At 52.1% G+C, this 17,093-nt stretch carries 15 protein-coding genes and 2 tRNA genes; 11 read left to right on the top strand and 6 right to left on the bottom strand.

Annotated elements, in window-relative coordinates; genetic code table 11:
- Positions 1-135: 135 nt before the first annotated feature.
- Complete coding sequence (locus EPIR_RS12115) at positions 136-924, bottom strand: formate/nitrite transporter family protein (RefSeq protein ID WP_023655703.1); 789 nt, start codon at positions 922-924, stop codon at positions 136-138.
- A gap of 347 nt (positions 925-1,271) precedes the next feature.
- Between EPIR_RS12115 and EPIR_RS12110 the strand changes: the two genes are divergently transcribed.
- Positions 1,272-1,347, top strand: a tRNA-Ala gene (locus EPIR_RS12110).
- A 51-nt stretch (positions 1,348-1,398) separates the two neighbouring features.
- Positions 1,399-1,474 (top strand) — tRNA-Ala (locus tag EPIR_RS12105).
- 238 nt (positions 1,475-1,712) lie between these two features.
- On the opposite strand, the gene EPIR_RS12100 is transcribed toward EPIR_RS12105, so the two are convergent.
- Complete coding sequence (locus EPIR_RS12100) at positions 1,713-2,897, bottom strand: NupC/NupG family nucleoside CNT transporter (protein WP_023655701.1); 1,185 nt, start codon at positions 2,895-2,897, stop codon at positions 1,713-1,715.
- A gap of 441 nt (positions 2,898-3,338) precedes the next feature.
- Between EPIR_RS12100 and EPIR_RS12095 the strand changes: the two genes are divergently transcribed.
- Entirely contained in the window at positions 3,339-4,580 is a 1,242-nt protein-coding gene (locus EPIR_RS12095; RefSeq protein WP_023655700.1) for an Nramp family divalent metal transporter, read from the top strand.
- Between the two features lie 174 nt (positions 4,581-4,754).
- Here EPIR_RS12095 and EPIR_RS12090 read toward each other — a convergent pair whose 3' ends face one another.
- Positions 4,755-5,744, bottom strand: a complete 990-nt coding sequence (locus EPIR_RS12090) for an aldo/keto reductase (protein ID WP_023655699.1) — start codon at positions 5,742-5,744, stop codon at positions 4,755-4,757.
- Positions 5,745-5,948: 204 nt separating this feature from the next.
- Between EPIR_RS12090 and EPIR_RS12085 the strand changes: the two genes are divergently transcribed.
- Positions 5,949-7,601, top strand: coding sequence for an alpha-keto acid decarboxylase family protein (locus EPIR_RS12085; protein WP_023655698.1), 1,653 nt, complete (start codon positions 5,949-5,951; stop codon positions 7,599-7,601).
- Between the two features lie 165 nt (positions 7,602-7,766).
- The gene (gene glk, locus EPIR_RS12080) at positions 7,767-8,732 is read left to right on the top strand and encodes a glucokinase (protein WP_023655697.1); all 966 of its coding nucleotides are present in this window, start codon (positions 7,767-7,769) and stop codon (positions 8,730-8,732) included.
- A 26-nt stretch (positions 8,733-8,758) separates the two neighbouring features.
- On the opposite strand, the gene EPIR_RS12075 is transcribed toward glk, so the two are convergent.
- The 3 genes from EPIR_RS12075 to EPIR_RS12065 are packed head-to-tail and all read right to left on the bottom strand — an operon-like array spanning position 8,759 to position 11,400.
- Positions 8,759-9,478: a LytR/AlgR family response regulator transcription factor gene (locus tag EPIR_RS12075; protein WP_048697440.1), complete on the bottom strand. Its 720-nt coding sequence runs from the start codon at positions 9,476-9,478 to the stop codon at positions 8,759-8,761.
- A 1-nt stretch (position 9,479) separates the two neighbouring features.
- Positions 9,480-11,198, bottom strand: a complete 1,719-nt coding sequence (locus EPIR_RS12070) for a sensor histidine kinase (RefSeq protein WP_023655695.1) — start codon at positions 11,196-11,198, stop codon at positions 9,480-9,482.
- Positions 11,176-11,400, bottom strand: a complete 225-nt coding sequence (locus EPIR_RS12065; protein ID WP_023655694.1) for a hypothetical protein — start codon at positions 11,398-11,400, stop codon at positions 11,176-11,178. Before EPIR_RS12065 ends, EPIR_RS12070 begins: the two co-directional genes overlap by 23 nt.
- A 120-nt stretch (positions 11,401-11,520) precedes the next feature.
- Here EPIR_RS12065 and EPIR_RS12060 point away from each other — a divergent pair, with 120 nt between their 5' ends.
- The 6 genes from EPIR_RS12060 to EPIR_RS12030 all read left to right on the top strand — a co-directional run bounded on the left by EPIR_RS12060 (position 11,521) and on the right by EPIR_RS12030 (position 17,087).
- A complete protein-coding gene (locus EPIR_RS12060) occupies positions 11,521-12,048 on the top strand; it encodes a GNAT family N-acetyltransferase (protein ID WP_023655693.1) in 528 nt (175 codons plus the stop codon).
- Between the two features lie 119 nt (positions 12,049-12,167).
- On the top strand, positions 12,168-13,397 hold the full coding sequence (alaC, locus tag EPIR_RS12055) for an alanine transaminase (RefSeq protein ID WP_023655692.1): 1,230 nt from the start codon (positions 12,168-12,170) through the stop codon (positions 13,395-13,397).
- 444 nt (positions 13,398-13,841) lie between these two features.
- Positions 13,842-14,288, top strand: coding sequence for a universal stress protein (locus EPIR_RS12050; RefSeq protein WP_023655690.1), 447 nt, complete (start codon positions 13,842-13,844; stop codon positions 14,286-14,288).
- 47 nt (positions 14,289-14,335) lie between these two features.
- Positions 14,336-15,145: a hypothetical protein gene (locus EPIR_RS12045; protein WP_048697529.1), complete on the top strand. Its 810-nt coding sequence runs from the start codon at positions 14,336-14,338 to the stop codon at positions 15,143-15,145.
- Positions 15,146-15,399: 254 nt separating this feature from the next.
- A complete protein-coding gene (locus EPIR_RS12040) occupies positions 15,400-15,681 on the top strand; it encodes a hypothetical protein (RefSeq protein ID WP_023655688.1) in 282 nt (93 codons plus the stop codon).
- Between the two features lie 521 nt (positions 15,682-16,202).
- The gene (locus tag EPIR_RS12030) at positions 16,203-17,087 is read left to right on the top strand and encodes an SMP-30/gluconolactonase/LRE family protein (RefSeq protein ID WP_023655685.1); all 885 of its coding nucleotides are present in this window, start codon (positions 16,203-16,205) and stop codon (positions 17,085-17,087) included.
- The last annotated feature ends 6 nt before the right edge of the window (positions 17,088-17,093 follow it).

Raw genomic sequence — 17,093 nt, 5'->3', positions numbered from 1 at the left:
TTTGCCGAATAAGTCCTCAACTATATTACAGCAATTCATCACACGAACAACTAACACAAATCACTAACGTTGAGATAATAGATAGCAAATAGACTGAAAGGTAAATTAGCCCCTGATGTCACAGGGGCGGGGTAATTAGCGGGAAATAGTGCTTGTTTCGGCAGGTGCGCGGAAGGCGACGAAGTAGGCCAGACCGACAAAGATTGCACCGCCGACGGCATTTCCGAGGAATACGGCGACAAAATTCGGCAGATATTCACCCCAGCTAAGATAACCGGCAAATATGGCGGCAGGAACAATAAACATATTCGCGACAACATGTTGGAAACCGATAGCAACAAAAGCCATCACCGGTAACCACATGCCGAAAATCTTGCCAACCACATCCTTACTGGCAAAAGCCAGCCAGGTTGCCAGGCAAACCAGCCAGTTACAACCGATACCGGAAATGAAAGCGTGCAGGAAATCAGCGTTCACTTTCGCACTGGCGACGGCCACCGTTTTCTTCATAAAGTCACCTTCGGTCAAACCTAGCATATGGCCAAAGAACCAGGCGATGGTAATACTGCCAATAAAATTGGCGATAGTTACCCAGAACCAGTTGCGCAGTACGCTCCAGGCACTGATCTGGCGGGCAAACCATGCTATCGGCATCAGCATCATATTCCCTGTCAGCAGCTCGCCACCGGCGAGGACGGTCAGGATAATTCCAACCGGGAATACCGCCGCACCCAGCAGCGTGCCGAATGACCCCCATTCTGCCGGCAGCTGCGTCACCACGCGGAGGTATAACAGAAAGCCAAATGAGATAAAGGCACCGGCAAGAAAACCGAGGATCAGTAAAGAAGAAACAGGAGTACGACTTTTGATGACGCCTGCCTGAACGGCGACAGCCGAAATTTCTTTTGGAGTGTGCAAAGACATAATAACTCTGGTGTGATAAATACGGGAAAAGTGCCAGATTCCGCAGCTTACTGAGTGACAGATACGTCCTGCGCAGTATGGGGCTGGCAGCCAAAAACCGCCGCAGTTTTGCACGGTGGATTAACAAAAACAAGTTTATTCCGATAGCTTTTTAACGCGAGATTAACAAGGGCTGGCGTGGTGTATCATGTTGATAATTCATACTGGGAATAAACAGCTGAATAGCGCTTTATTCACCGCTTTGACGGCTTTTTCGGCGATCGCACGCAGATTACTAATTTGACGTTGACACCACCCCCGGCGTTTCATATTATCCCCGCCGTCAACACGACACGGTTTTTCGGCTTGGGGGTATAGCTCAGCTGGGAGAGCGCTTGCATGGCATGCAAGAGGTCAGCGGTTCGATCCCGCTTATCTCCACCAAATCTTCTCCAGCAGATTAGGTGGCTCCGAAAAACTGATACTTTCTGTAGTGGGGGTATAGCTCAGCTGGGAGAGCGCTTGCATGGCATGCAAGAGGTCAGCGGTTCGATCCCGCTTATCTCCACCAAATCATAAAGAAATCATCAATTCCCTATCAATCTGCTCAGGCGGATTTTTTCTGTTTGGTTTTTCCAGCGCGAATATCTGCGTTATTGCCCAGCAGCCGCTCGCTGCCGCGCGTACCTTCTTGTATCAGCTAAACTACGTGGTGAACAGGCGATGCTCATCATACTGGTGCGGCAGGAGGAGTCGAATGGCGTTGGTCGTGAAGAGTGTTGCGGGGCCAGGCAGCCCCGCATCCGTGGTTAAAGTACCAGTCCGGCAATCGATGCCGACAGCACACTCACCAGCGTTGAACCGTAAAGCAGTTTCAGACCAAAGCGTGCAACCACATTTCCTTGTTGTTCATGCAGCCCTTTGATCGCACCGGCAACGATACCGATTGAAGAGAAGTTGGCGAACGAGACCAGAAACACCGACAGGATGCCTTCAGCGCGCGGCGACAGCGTGCCGGCGATTTTTTGCAGATCCATCATCGCAACAAACTCATTGGAAACCATTTTGGTTGCCATAATGCTGCCTACCTGTAATGCCTCACTGCTTGGTACACCCATCACCCAAGCAAAGGGGTAAAAGGCGTAGCCGAGAACACCCTGGAAGCTGATGCCGAAAATGGTGTCGAACAGCGCGTTAATTCCGGAGATGAGTGCGATAAAGCCGATGAGCATCGCTGCTACGATCACCGCCACTTTGAATCCGGCGAGGATATATTCGCCAAGCATTTCAAAGAAGCTTTGTCCTTCATGGGTATTACCCAGCTTCAGCTCTTCTTCACTATCGACGCGGTAGGGGTTGATTAACGATAAAACGACAAAGGTACTGAACATATTCAGAACCAGCGCCGCCACCACATATTTCGGCTGTAACAGGGTCATATAAGCACCAACAATCGACATGGAAACGGTCGACATGGCTGTGGCTGCCATCGTGTACATGCGGCGCTCAGACATTTTGCCGAGGATATCTTTATAGGCAATAAAGTTTTCTGACTGTCCTAAAATCAGCGAGCTTACTGCGTTAAAAGACTCCAGTTTACCCATTCCGTTAATCTTCGACAGGATCGTGCCTAACGCACGGATGATAATGGGCAGAATGCGAAAGTGTTGCAGAATACCGATCAGCGCAGAGATAAAGACGATAGGGCACAGTACGTTAAGCCAGAAGAATGCCAGACCTTTCTCGCTCATATTACCAAAGACAAAGTTAGTCCCTTGTGCCGCGTATTTTAATAATTTCTCGAACAGATCCGAAAATCCTTTAACAAACCCCAGGCCAGCTTCGGAATGGAGGAAGAACCAGGCCAGCAAAACTTCAATCACAAGCAGTTGGATGACGAAACGGATACGGATATTTTTACGGTCGCGGCTGACCAACAGCGCCAGTAGTGTGACCACCACCAGTGCCAAAGCAAAGTGTAGAAAGCGGGACATGATTGCTCCAAAATTGAGGGCTGTTTTATTTCGTTGCACATTCTATGTAACAAGAGGCGGAAAAACGAGATCTGTGCTGCAATATAATAATTCGCTATTGTCGCAAAATTCATTTAATCCACCTTTGTCACACAAGTTAACGTTAATGTAACAATGAGGGCGAAACGGTCAGCATTTGATTATTAATTTACTAACAATAAAAATCCCCTCGCGCTTAAAATATAACCATAAAACTGGTAAGTCATTTCCGAATATCCTACTCTGTAAAGAGTTGCCAGGAAGGTCGGGTTAGCTTTTTTTTTGCTATAGATATAGCCATTGCTATACCTTATAGCGCTGGCTATCACAGTGATACCTGTAATCAATATCGATTTACTGGATAATCTTTGTCTTTGAAAGGGCAACATTGCCGTCAGGCGTAAGGCAGCAGGGGTGTTAATTATGTCGGAAAGCCGCACCGTGGAGCAGAGCGTCCGCAGTAATCGGAAAATCAAGTTTGCCTTGATGGGGCCAGCCTTTATCGCGGCCATCGGCTATATCGATCCCGGCAACTTTGCCACCAATATTCAGGCGGGGGCTTCCTACGGCTACCAGCTCCTGTGGGTCGTGGTTTGGGCCAATGTGATGGCGATGGTGATCCAGCTTATGTCGGCCAAGCTCGGCATCGCTACCGGAAAAAACCTGGCTGAACATATCCGCGATCGTTTTCCTCGTCCGGCGGTCTGGTTCTACTGGGTGCAGGCGGAAATTATTGCTATGGCTACCGATCTGGCGGAGTTTATCGGTGCTGCTATTGGTTTCAAGCTGGTGTTCGGCGTGAGTTTGTTGCAAGGCGCGATGCTGACCGGGGTGGCAACATTTCTGATACTGATGCTGCAAAACCGAGGTCAGAAACCGCTGGAGCTGGTGATCGGGGGCCTGCTGTTGTTTGTTGCGGCGGCCTATGTCATTGAGCTGTTCTTCTCACAGCCCAAAATTGTCGATTTGCTACAGGGCATGGCGGTGCCATCGCTACCCACGTCGGACGCCGTGCTGCTGGCGGCGGGCGTGCTTGGGGCGACCATCATGCCGCATGTTATCTACCTGCACTCCTCGCTGACGCAAAACAGCGGCAATGACGGCACACGTTCTGAACGTTACTCCTCGACCAAACTCGATGTGGCGATTGCGATGACAATTGCCGGTTTTGTCAATCTGGCGATGATGGCTACGGCGGCAGCCGCCTTCCACTTCAGCGGTCACAACGGGATTGCCGATCTCGATCAGGCTTATCTGACGCTCGATCCGCTCCTGGGGAAAGCTGCGGCGCTGGTGTTTGGCCTGAGCCTGCTGGCTGCCGGGTTATCCTCCACCGTGGTCGGCACGATGGCCGGGCAGGTGGTGATGCAGGGCTTTATCCACTTCCACATTCCGCTGCTGGTGCGGCGCGTTATCACCATGCTGCCATCATTTATCGTCATTATGGCGGGTTGGGAACCGACGCGGATTTTGGTCATGAGTCAGGTACTGTTAAGTTTCGGTATTGCGCTGGCGCTGGTGCCATTACTGGCGTTTACCGGTAACGCCGCGCTGATGGGCGATATGGTCAATTCGCGTCTGATGCAGAATTTTGGGCGATTGATAGTCGTGGTGGTGGTGGCGCTCAATGGCTATCTGCTGGCCGCAATGGCGTTAAATCTGTAAACGCGCATATGACGCGGAGCCAGAAATCTGGCCCGCGTAAGGACATATCGGCGGTCACAACCACCCTAATACAGGGCCATTATTGGTAAGAGCCAGGCGAAGTAAAAAAACGCCCGTCAGCGCGGTCACTTTTCAGTATTTCTGGCATGACCTGACAGAGACCCAGGTAGACTTTCAGCGCAAAATAGCTTCAATGTTTTCCAGCTCATGCGCAGTAAAGTCGCGATTAGCCAGCATCTGCATGGCATCATCAATCTGACTGGTTTTACTGGCTCCAATCAGAACGGAGGTGATGCGGCGGTCTCTCAGTACCCAGGCCAACGCCATTTGCGACAGCTTCTGGCCGCGCTGAAGAGCGAGAGCGTTCAGGCGCTGCACCTTGTCCATTTTCTCCGGCGTCAGCTGTTCACTGTTGAGAAAGCGGCTGCCGCTGGCCGCGCGGGAGTCTTGCGGGATGCCGTCCAGATAGCGGTCGGTCAGTATGCCACCGGCTAGCGGAGAGAATGCGATACTGCCCACTCCGTTTTTTGCCAGCACATCTAGCAGGGCCTCTTCAGGCGCGCGGGTGAACATGGAATACTTTGGCTGATGGATCAAACAGGGCGTACCGAGATCTTTCAGTAGCGCAATTGCCGCTGCCGCCAGCTCTGCCGGATAATTAGAAAGGCCGACATACAGCGCTTTTCCCTGGCGCACCAGATGATCGAGTGCGGTCATGGTTTCTTCAAGCGGTGTCTCCGGGTCTGGGCGATGATGATAAAAAATATCCACATACTCAACCGCCATACGTTTCAGGCTTTGATTGAGGCTTGAGACCAGATATTTGCGAGATCCCCAGTCCCCGTATGGCCCTTCCCACATGGTGTATCCCGCTTTACTGGAAATAATCAGCTCATCGCGGTAGCCAGCGAAATCTTCGCGCAAAATACGACCGAAATTCTCTTCAGCTGAACCGGGAGGCGGCCCGTAATTATTCGCTAAATCAAAATGAGTGATACCGTTATCAAAGGCGTGACGCAGCAGGTCACGGCTGTTATCGACTCGCGTACTGTCACCAAAATTGTGCCATAAACCGAGTGAAATAGCCGGGAGCTTGAGGCCGCTGTGTCCACAACGATGCCAAGTCATTTTGTTATAACGCTGTATATCTGCCTGATAGACCATAAATAAACCCTATAATCGATACGATAGCGTGTTAAACGGCCTGTCAGTGTATACGTTTACATCAATTTAAAGAGCGTGACAGATCGCAACTTAGCAATGGTGATAAGGGGTGTAACGTTCAGTTGCCATATTCTTATCGTGATTCCTAAAACAGTTTATAAATATCGCTAATACTCAGATCACAGACCCGAAAGGAGTAGCGTGATGAAAAAGTATACCGTTGGCGATTATCTGCTTACACGTTTAAACGAGATCGGTATTGGTCACCTGTTTGGCGTGCCGGGCGACTACAATCTGCAATTCCTTGATCATGTGATCGATAACCCCGATTTGGTTTGGGTTGGCTGCGCCAACGAACTAAACGCTGCCTACGCTGCCGATGGTTATGCGCGTTGTCGCGGCGCGGCGGCGCTGTTGACGACCTTTGGCGTGGGGGAGCTGAGTGCGATAAACGGCGTGGCGGGCAGCAGCGCGGAGTATCTGCCGGTCGTACACATCGTCGGCGCACCGTCACAAACGTCACAAAACAACGCCGAGCTGCTGCACCATACGCTTGGCGATGGCGACTTCGGTCATTTTATTCGTATGCAACAGGAAATTTCCGTCGCCAGCAGCATACTGACCCCGACCAATGCCGCCGCCGAAATCGATCGGGTGCTGGTCGAGGCGCTGACCAGGCGTCGCCCGGTCTATCTTCTGCTGGCGACAAATGTGGCAGAGAGCCCGCTATCTCCGCCTTCGTCACCGCTTCAGCGGCGGCTGGATTGCGATAACGAACGGCTGGCGGCCTTTGTCGATGCGGCACAATCACTGCTGGCGGCTGCCAACAGTGCGGCGCTGCTGGCAGACTTTCTGGCCGATCGGGCTCAGCAGCAGCAAATATTGCAACGTTGGCTAACGGAGGTTCCAATGCCTTTTGCCACTCTGCTGATGGGCAAAAGCGTGCTGCCGGAGATGCTCTACGGCTTTGCCGGGACCTATGCCGGGGCATCCAGTGCTGACAGTACGCGTGAGGTGATTGAAAACAGTGATGTATTAATCAGCGTGGGCGTTAAATACACCGATACCATTACCGCCGGTTTTACTCAACGGATTGCGCGCAGTAAAAATATTGATGTCGGCCTGCATGCCAGCAGTGTCGGCGGCCGGAATTTTGAGCAGATTCCGATGGCCGCTGCGCTCAAGGCGCTGCATCAGCTGGCGCTGAAATATGGTCAGGGCTGGCAGCGCGGCATTGTGGCCCCGCCGGTCAGTGAGGTGCAGCCGTCAGACAGTTTGACGCAAAATACTTTCTGGCATGCGATACAGGATTTTCTACGCCCTGGCGACATTGTGCTGGCCGATCAGGGAACGGCCGCGTTTGGCGTCGCAACCCTGCGCCTGCCGCAGGACGTCCGGCTGCTGATACAGCCGCTATGGGGCTCAATAGGTTACACACTCCCGGCGGCATTTGGTGCGCAAACCGCGCGGCCGCAGCAGCGGGTGGTGCTGATTATTGGTGACGGCTCCGCCCAACTGACGGTGCAGGAGTTAGGGAGCATGCTGCGTGACGGGCAAAATCCGGTTATCTTCCTGTTAAATAATGATGGCTATACCGTAGAGCGCGCGATACATGGGGCACAGCAGCGTTATAACGATATTGCTCACTGGGACTGGACACGCCTGCCGCAAACCCTTGATATTGACAGTCATGCTCAGAGCTGGCGTGTGACGCACACGGCACAGCTACGCGAAATCATGCAGCGGCTGGAACAAAGTGAGCTGCTTTCGCTGGTGGAGGTGGTTCTGTCGAGGCTTGATGTGCCGCCGCTGCTGGCGTCAGTCAGCCGCGCCCTGAACCAGCGCAATAGCAGCTGAACGTGCCTTTTGGGTGCAATTCAGACTCTTGCCCGTGGGCAACCGCATTGAACATGGTTAATGTAGCGGAAGGGTTTAACGCTCACCTTTTTTCCGGTGGGCGTTGTTGTTTCAGCGGGGGAAATTTATAGTGTGTCTAATTGACGTAAGCGGAGAAAAATAACAATGACTAAGTATGCTTTGGTGGGAGATGTCGGCGGCACTAACGCGCGTCTGGCTCTGTGTGAAATAGATAACGGCGCCATCTCCCAGGCCAAAACGTTCTCCACGGCAGATTATGACAGCCTGGAAGCGGTGATCCGCGCTTATCTGGCTGAGCAGCAGCAGGATATCAAACACGGCTGTATCGCCATTGCCTGCCCAATCACTGAAGACTGGGTTGAGATGACCAACCACGATTGGGCATTTTCCACCAGCAGCATGAAAGCTAATCTCGCCTTCGAATCGCTGGAGATCATTAATGATTTCACCGCCGTTTCAATGGCTATCCCGATGCTGTCAGAGGAACATCTGATGCAGTTCGGCGGCACCACGCCGGTTGCCGATAAGCCCGTTGCGGTTTATGGTGCCGGAACCGGTCTTGGGGTGGCGCACCTGGTGCATGTTGATAAACGCTGGGTCAGCCTGCCGGGCGAAGGAGGGCATGTCGACTTTGCCGCTAATAGCGAGGAGGAAGATCTGATCCTCGAAGTGCTGCGCGAAGAGCTGGGGCACGTTTCCGCCGAACGAATTCTCTCAGGTAATGGGTTGGTTAATCTTTACCGGGCGATTGTTAAGTCTGATAACCGTCAGCCTGAAAACCTCAAGCCTCGCGATGTGACCGAACGCGCATTGCAGGATACCTGCACCGATTGCCGTCGTGCGTTGTCGATGTTTTGCGTCATTATGGGGCGCTTTGGCGGCAATCTGGCGCTGAACCTCGGCACCTTTGGCGGCGTTTATATTGCCGGTGGCATCGTGCCGCGCTTCCTTGAGTTCTTCAAAGCCTCCGGCTTCCGCGCGGCGTTTGAAGACAAAGGTCGCTTTAAAGATTATGTCGCGCCAATCCCGGTCTATCTGATTACCCACGATTATCCGGGGCTGCTGGGTTCTGGTGCGCATCTGCGTCAGACGCTGGGTCGCGTGCTGTAACCGCCAATGCCCCTGTTGCGGCCCTTTCACAACCGCATCAGCTGGCGAAATGCCTTCACCTTACTGCGGCTGACCGGTACCTGAAAGGCCAGGTCGCGCAGCTTGAGGATGTAAGTGTTGTTAAACCAGGGTTCGATCTCATGAATTTTGTTGAGGTTGATACAGTACGAGCGATGGCAGCGGAAGAAATGCTCATCCGGCAGGCGACTGCAAAATTCGCTCATATTCATCGGCATCACATACTCTTCACGCCGTGTATAGACAAAAGTCAGTTTCTCATGCGCTTCGGCGTAATAAATATCGCTGATATCGGTGACGATAATGCGTTCGTCTTTGACCAGATTAATGCTGTGTGATGCACGGGTAGTGAGCCGATCGCTGTTTTGATGCGCCTGGTTTTCCAGTTTACGCAGCAGGGTGATGATGCGCATTTCTGACCATGGTTTCAGAATATAGTCAAAGGCTTCCAGCTCGAAGGCGTCCACCGCGTGCTCTTTACAGGCGGTAATAAAGACGATCAGCGGTCTTTTGGCGAACTGACTGATATTGTGCGCCAGCAGCATACCGTCGAGAGACGGTATATTGATGTCGAGGAATATCACGTCAACATGACTGGTTTGTAAATATTTCAGCACCTCCAGCCCGTCATCAAAAATACCCTCGATGGCGATCTGGCTGTGCTGACGTATCAGCCAGCTGAGCTCCTGTTGGGCAAGGTATTCATCTTCAACAATAATGGCTTTCACATCATTTTCCCGCGTTATGCTGGTCGAATATCGGATTGAATGCCGGGCCGGCTGCATTTTTAGTGATACAAAAGGCAATCTCCGTGCCGGGTTCAAGTCGCCGGATAAGCAAACCTTCACCGTAAAGCAGCTTAACCCGGTGATGGACGTTTAACAGCCCGATTTTATTACCGGGCATCTGGTTGCTTTTTACGCGCGCCAACACATCCTCGCTGATGCCGTGACCGGTATCACGCACCGCAATTCGTATGTGGGTGTCCACATCGTGGATGGTTAACGTCACCACGCCTTTACCCCGGCAGGGGTGAATACCGTGGACAATGGCATTCTCCACCAGCGGCTGAATAAGCAGGCTGGGAAGAGAAAAATTGATATCTTCATCAATATCGTAAATCACCGTCAGCTTATCGCCAAAGCGTGCCTGCTCAATGGCGATATAGTCTTTGATCTGGCACAGCTCTCTTTTGATATTGATGATTTCATCATCGTTTAGCTCCAGGTTGTAACGCAGATAGCGTGACAAATTGGTAATGAGCTGGCGAGCAGTATCAGGATTGAGGCGGATTGACGCAGAGACGGCATTCAGCGCGTTAAACAAAAAGTGGGGGTTAATTTTGCTTTGCAACGCGCGCAGCTCGGCTTTATTCGCCATTTCGCGCAGCTGTTCGGCGCGTGAAACCTCCAGTTGCGTCGAGATAATCTGCGACAGCCCTACCGCCATCTCCTTCAGCGACCAGGTAATGCGGTGTGCATGACGGTAGTAGATCTTGAGCGTACCGGTGACTTCACCTTTCTCCCAAAGCGGTATCACGATCATGGAGCGGATTTCAGGAGTACGGTGTGCTTCATCATTGTTTTTGATGATGATTTTTCCTTCCTCGATCGCTTTTCTGGTGGTCGGGCTGATGCTTTTATCACCATGATGGTAATTATTCTCACCGATACCCGTATAGGCCAGAACCTTGCTCGTATTGGTCATGGCAACGGCATCGGCATGAATATCACGGCGGATAATGTCACACACCTGGCGCAGCGAATCGCTGTTGACCTGACGGAACAGGGGCAGGGTCTTATTGGCAATATCCAGTGCCAGCTTCGCCTGACGGGCGGCAATCGCCTCTTTTTCCCCTTCAACGCTCTGCACCAGCAGCACGATCAGCCCAATACTCGCCGTGCCGAGGATCATCGGAACGGCGATCTCCGCGACGATATCCAGTCCGCGTACTTTTGGCAGCGTCCACAGTACGATAAGCAGCATGGTCAGTGACTCACAGGCGATACCGCCGATGATCCCCGCGCTCCAGCGTTTCTGTTTGGCGACTTTAATATTTATCCAGCCAGAAACGATCCCGGCGATAATGCTGGTCACCAGGCAGGGTACAGAGGTTACGCCATGAATATCGATCAGGAAACGATGTAGACCGGCAATCACGCCGGTGGCAATACCGACCCAGGGGCCAAACAGGATGCCGCCGGACATAATCGCAATGGTGCGCACGTTGACCAACGATCCTTCCACATGGATGCCGGTCCAGGTACTGAAAAGGGCAAACAGCGAGAAAATGGCGGTGACCGCGAACAGCTCCTGTCGCGAGTGCTGCTCTTTTTGCAGCAGCTGGCGGAAATGTCGGGTACGGGTGAGAAAGAACAGGCAGATTAACATCAGTGCTGCACGGTCAAAAACCGCAAGCAGCATCTCAAACATCGAATACACGGGCATCTCGGCTGCTGGGAAACAGGTCTATATCATAAGGAAAGCTCCAGAGATGTGCCAGCAGCAGGCGCGGTGACAGGGCGATCTGGCGACGCATATCAGCATCCAGTTCAGCAAAGACTTCACGATAATTCGCTAACTGCCTACGCAGTTCTGTTTTGCTGGCACAAATGGCAGCGGGGAGGTTGTCGATTTTAAGATGCATCATCTTCGTACTCCTGTCACAAACGGGTTATTGTTTTGTAGGAACGGTGTCCATGACAGGGCGAAAAAGCGGCGGTTAAAAGAGATCTTTTTTTAGCCTTTTTTCCCCATTTAAGGCAGGCATATGAAACTAACCACACCACGGCTGATCCTCACCCGACTGCAACCTGAAGACTGGCAGCTGTTTCTTAAGGTACATAGTGATGCCACCTGCATGGAATTTATCAGTGCGGTGCCGCAGCTGGCCGATATCCGCCAGCGTTTTCAGGACAGGCTGATGCCGTGGCAAGCCACCAGTTTTCATATGCTGTGCCTGGTGGTGCGTTTGAAGCAGGGTGGGGAGGGCATAGGTTTAATGGGGGCAACGGCTGAATGGATGCCGCATCGTCAGGTGGAGGTGGGTTATTCGCTGCTGAGTGAGCATTTTGACCAGGGCTACAGCAGCGAGGCGTTGGGTGCGCTGTGCGATTTTCTTTTTGAACAGTGCGGATTTCATAAGCTGAAAGCGCAGGTCGTGGAGGGGCACCAGGCTTCGCGCCGGGTACTGGAAAAGAACCACTTCGCGCTGGAAGGAACATTGCGAGATAATTATCTGTTAAATGGTCAGTGGGTGAATGACTGGCTGTTTGGACGCATCAATCCGCGCGATTGAAATATTTTATTCTGCCTCTCGACAGCTTCAGGGCGGTTACGTTATGTTCATGACTCGACCGCGTAGAGTGGTCTGCGTCGCTCGGACGGTCCGGGCGCTTACGTAAATCAGAGGATGCTATGACTGACAACCAATCCCCCCGTCGTTTCTCCCGTATTGAACGACTGCCGCCGTATGTTTTTAATATCACTGCGGAACTGAAGATGGCTGCACGCCGTCGTGGTGAAGACATCATCGATTTCAGTATGGGCAACCCTGATGGCCCGACCCCACCTCATATCGTGGAAAAATTGTGTACCGTGGCACAGCGTGAAGACACGCACGGTTATTCCACATCGCGCGGTATTCCCCGTCTGCGCCGCGCTATTTCGCGTTGGTATGCCGACCGCTACCAGGTTGATATTGACCCGGAATCCGAAGCCATTGTGACTATTGGCTCCAAAGAGGGGCTGGCCCATCTGATGCTGGCCACGCTTGACCACGGTGATACGGTGCTGGTGCCAAATCCCAGCTATCCGATCCATATCTACGGCGCGGTGATTGCTGGTGCGCAGGTGCGTTCTGTGCCGCTGGTGGCAGGGGTGGATTTCTTTAACGAGCTGGAGCGCGCCATTCGTGAAAGCTATCCCAAGCCGAAAATGATGATCCTTGGCTTTCCTTCCAATCCTACCGCGCAGTGCGTGGAGCTGGACTTTTTTGAGCGAGTTATCGCCCTGGCGAAGCAGTACAACATACTGGTTATCCATGACCTCGCCTATGCTGATATTGTTTATGACGGCTGGAAAGCCCCTTCGATTATGGAAGTACCCGGTGCGCGGGACGTGGCGGTTGAATTCTTCACCCTGTCGAAAAGCTACAATATGGCCGGTTGGCGTATTGGTTTTATGGTTGGTAATAAAGAGCTGGTGGCAGCCCTGGCGCGCATTAAAAGCTATCACGACTACGGTACTTTCACCCCGCTACAGGTGGCAGCCATCGCGGCGCTGGAAGGGGATCAGCAGTGCGTGCGTGATATTGCGGAGAAATACAAACGACGCCGGGATGTGCTGGTGAAAGGGCTGCATGAAGCGGGCTGGATGGTGGATAACCCCAAAGCCTCAATGTATGTCTGGGCGAAAATTCCCGATCGCTATGCACATCTGGGCTCGCTGGAGTTTGCCAAGCTGCTGTTGCAAGAGGCAAAAGTCTGCGTGTCACCGGGCATTGGTTTTGGCGATTACGGTGATACGCACGTACGTTTTGCACTGATTGAAAATAGCGACCGTATTCGCCAGGCGGTCAGAGGAATTAAAGGCATGTTCCGCGCCGAAGGCGTGTTGCCGGTCGCAACCAAAACCGGCGACAAGTAACCCTGCGGGTATAAAGGTGCCAGCCAGGCCGACTGTCTGGCACCTTGATCGATACTTATCACCACCACATTCTAAAAAAATACACAGCTATATCAATAGGATAAAGGTATTTTCTTCACGCCTTTTCACCGCGCAACGCCTCTGAACGCCTTTCATTTTGGTGAGCCAAATCAGCACAGACACAGGTTCACTATTATCAGTTGTATCATAAGTGCCTGGCGACTGAATATGTCGCTATATCGTCATATTCGCGGCTAAGAGCTCGAACAGTGATACAGTTAGGGTCTCTTATGTTTAAGATAATCACAATGTCTCTAAGACCTGGCCTGTGCAGTAGCGAACCTGCTGGCACTGTTCCTGTCATTAAGTGCATGGCGAAAATGCCAGAATGCGCTACGACACAAGCCGGGAAATGCAGCGAAATGTGACTGACAGGAGAAGCAGATGAAAACGCTTTTAGTCGCCATCGATACATCAATGATTGCCCGTAAAGTGGTTGCACTGGCCAGCACCCAGGCACTGGCCTTGCAGGCTCCGGTGGTGGTGTTGTGCTGTGTCGACGCCAGTTTTGCCTGTGGGCCGCTGGAGATTGAAGCTGGCGAAGACCCCAGCGATTACGGTGTGGCGCGGGATGAGCAAAACACCGCCGAAGCGGCGGTGCGTCAGGCGTTGGCCGAGTTACAGCGATCTGGAGTGACGGCGCGTGGGCGTGTAGTGGCCGGAGAACCGGCACCCACGATCGTTGCTGAAGCCAACGGCCTACAGGCGGCGATGATCATAATGGGGCGTCGCCATCTCACTTCGTTTAATCGCCTGCTAAAAGGCTCATGCAGCGCTGCCGTAATCGAACACGCCAGCTGCCCGGTATTGATCGATGTGCGCGTTGACTAAGTTAATTAACATTGCCGCACCCGCTCTGCTGATTTCAGGAAACCATGTTGACTTCAAACGCTATTCTTATTTCGATCTTCTCCACGGTATTTTGGCTGATGCTGACTCGATGGCTGTGGAAAAGTAAAAAACTGACCGCCCCTGCGGCAATATTGCTATTTTTGCTGCCAATTCTGGCAGGCAATATCGGGTACTACCGCTGGATGGCTCCACAGCGTCAGCAAGAGGCAGCCATTGACTATGCCCGAACGCAGCTGGCTTCTCTTCCCGTTTGGCGAACCATCAAGGTGCAGCAGCCGGCGCTGTATCAGCAGGCCAGTGATGAGCTGATTGGGTATCTGCGTAAGGGAATGCCGTTGCGTCAGGCGGTTGAACTTTTGCGACCGCTGGCCGCCGATCTGCTGAATCAGCGTATTAATACTGCCCGTGATAAAGATTTAATTGCCTATATGCAGATTTCGCTGGAGGAGATGAAACAGATCCGACAGCTCAGCCCCGGACAGTGTTTCCGTTTCCTGTTTCCACAGGTGAAAGGGGGAGTGAATATCGCTGAACTGCTGCCGCAGGATCTGATCGCGCGTGACCTGGTGGCGATGGATAGCTTGTTGCAGCATAGCAATGGTGCCGCGCCGCCAGATGATTTATCCCGAGGGCGGCAACAGCTACAGAAAGTGGTACAGGGGCTTTATAACCGCTGGGGGAGTGATTTACAGACGCTGAATACGCCGGGTGAGCCGGGCGCAGATGAAACGAAGCTTTGTGACATGACGATTGATCTTTATCAGTCTGTTCTGGCACTGACAGATAAGGATTCGGCAAACGTTTTGCGTATAATTATTGGCGGTACGGATAACTGAAATCTTAAAAAAAGCCCGCTCAATGCGGGCATAAGATTATTTTATTTTTTTTTTAAATCCCTGGTGTTGTGCAGACTTAGTGCGTTGTCTGGCAGCATATTCGCATTGATATTCAGACAGCGCTACACGGAACCCTGAATCAATTCAATTGGTGAAACATTGCATTAGTTAAGTAAAATTTTGCAAATGCGCCGATGTCTGATGGTTGTCACTGTAGGGATTGTTATGATGCGGCATCAGAAAAAGGAGCAATAATGAAAAAAGAAGCGATCGGTGCATTAGCCCTGTTACTGTTAGCGGGCTGTACGTCAAGCAAACCAGGTGCTTATGAAAGGGTGGATGAAGATCCGGCGGTCAATAGCGTTCAGTACCGTTTTAAACCCGAAAAAGTTGATATGACCGCGATGCAAAAAGACGTTGAGCATTACTGTTCCGAACGGGGTTTTGATAAAGTGGAAGCACTCGACCCGCAGGAAAGCCATATTCCCGGGTTAATGAAAGCCTGGTATCAGTGTAATTACCGTATCAAAAGCTAAACATGGGGGCGGGTTAAAATATGCCCGCCCAGTGTTGGAAGTGTGAAAGATTTTATTGTTACCTTGCATCTGCCGCCTTTGACGGCACGTACTGTTAAATACCGGCCAACTATTACCAGACCCGATGCGGGTAGCCTCAATAATAATAGCCGTCATAATAGCCAGCACCATGCCAGGGCGGGGCAATGATACAGCTATTGAGCATGAGAGTTGCAGCGGTAATAGAGGCCGCTTTGATGAGATTCATCATGACGATCCTCCTGCGCATTTTACTGACTAAAGTCTACGGGCACAAAGTGGAGAAATGATGCTGCGCGTGTAGGATTATTTAATGAGGTATTGCAAATCAATTTTTCAGACTTTATTCCTGCTTATCATTACGGCTGATTACCTTCATATCTATATCGATAAGGCGAATCGCCAGCGCCTGCTCATCCTTGATAAATCTGTCTACACTATCCTGCGGCATCCTGAAAAATAACCTAAACTTTAGCCAAAAATAGACCAGCAAGGAGCTGAAGATGGCCTACCAGGTAGAAAATGTGTTGTCAGTACAGGCGGAATTAGGAGAGTGCCCGCTGTGGAGCGTAGAGCAACAGGTACTGTGGTTTGTTGACATCATTGCCCCTGCTTTACACCGCTTCGATCCGTCCAGCGGAGAGCATCAGGTCTGGCCGGTAGCGGAGGATATTGGTTGTATTGGCCTGTGTGAAGACGGCGGGCTGATAGCCGCCCTGCGCAGCGGCATCTGTTTCCTCAATAACCGTGGCGAAATTACCCGCCGGATAGCCAGTAACCCCGGTGATGCTCCACGCAGTCGCTTCAACGATGGCCGCATCGATCCCTTTGGCCGTTTCTGGTGTGGCACCCTGTGGGAGCCGCAGGATCGCAATGGCGCGAAACTCTACCGCGTGGATAATCAGCTCAAACTTACCGAGCAGGCAGCCGATATTATGATCTCCAACGGACTGGCCTTTTCTCCCGACAGGCGGTGGATGTATCAAAGCGATACGCCAAATGCGGTGCTTTATCGTTACCCGATGGATGCGGACAATGGTGCAATCGGCCAGCGCGAGGTGGTACGGCACTTCAACCAGCAGCAGGGCGGAAGCCCTGATGGTGCGGCGGTAGATAGCGAAGGCTACTACTGGGCGGCGATGTTTGACGGAGGACGGGTTGTCCGTCTCGATCCGCACAGCGGGGATATTGTTGATGAAATCCCGCTGCCGGTACGCTGGCCGACGATGGTTGCTTTTGGTGGCCCGGATCTGAAGACCCTGTATATCACCACTTCAAGAGAAGATCGCAGCGAAGAGGAGCTGGCACAGTACCCTCAGTCCGGCGATCTGTTTGCTGTCAGGGTTGCGGTCGCTGGCCGTCCTGAACCGTTGTTCCACCAGCAATAACCCAGA

It is taken from the genome of Erwinia piriflorinigrans CFBP 5888, from assembly GCF_001050515.1.
GTDB lineage: Bacteria > Pseudomonadota > Gammaproteobacteria > Enterobacterales > Enterobacteriaceae > Erwinia > Erwinia piriflorinigrans.
The sequence above is the reverse complement of the archived record's forward strand: the minus strand, read 5'-3'. Positions and strand labels throughout refer to the sequence as shown.

Coding starts and splice junctions, on each gene's coding strand:
- EPIR_RS12115 (WP_023655703.1), bottom strand. CDS start 924: ATGTCTTTGCACACTCCAAAAGAAATTTCGGCTGTCGCCGTTCAGGCA.
- EPIR_RS12100 (WP_023655701.1), bottom strand. CDS start 2,897: ATGTCCCGCTTTCTACACTTTGCTTTGGCACTGGTGGTGGTCACACTA.
- EPIR_RS12095 (WP_023655700.1), top strand. CDS start 3,339: ATGTCGGAAAGCCGCACCGTGGAGCAGAGCGTCCGCAGTAATCGGAAA.
- EPIR_RS12090 (WP_023655699.1), bottom strand. CDS start 5,744: ATGGTCTATCAGGCAGATATACAGCGTTATAACAAAATGACTTGGCAT.
- EPIR_RS12085 (WP_023655698.1), top strand. CDS start 5,949: ATGAAAAAGTATACCGTTGGCGATTATCTGCTTACACGTTTAAACGAG.
- glk (WP_023655697.1), top strand. CDS start 7,767: ATGACTAAGTATGCTTTGGTGGGAGATGTCGGCGGCACTAACGCGCGT.
- EPIR_RS12070 (WP_023655695.1), bottom strand. CDS start 11,198: ATGCCCGTGTATTCGATGTTTGAGATGCTGCTTGCGGTTTTTGACCGT.
- EPIR_RS12065 (WP_023655694.1), bottom strand. CDS start 11,400: ATGATGCATCTTAAAATCGACAACCTCCCCGCTGCCATTTGTGCCAGC.
- EPIR_RS12060 (WP_023655693.1), top strand. CDS start 11,521: ATGAAACTAACCACACCACGGCTGATCCTCACCCGACTGCAACCTGAA.
- alaC (WP_023655692.1), top strand. CDS start 12,168: ATGACTGACAACCAATCCCCCCGTCGTTTCTCCCGTATTGAACGACTG.
- EPIR_RS12050 (WP_023655690.1), top strand. CDS start 13,842: ATGAAAACGCTTTTAGTCGCCATCGATACATCAATGATTGCCCGTAAA.
- EPIR_RS12040 (WP_023655688.1), top strand. CDS start 15,400: ATGAAAAAAGAAGCGATCGGTGCATTAGCCCTGTTACTGTTAGCGGGC.
- EPIR_RS12030 (WP_023655685.1), top strand. CDS start 16,203: ATGGCCTACCAGGTAGAAAATGTGTTGTCAGTACAGGCGGAATTAGGA.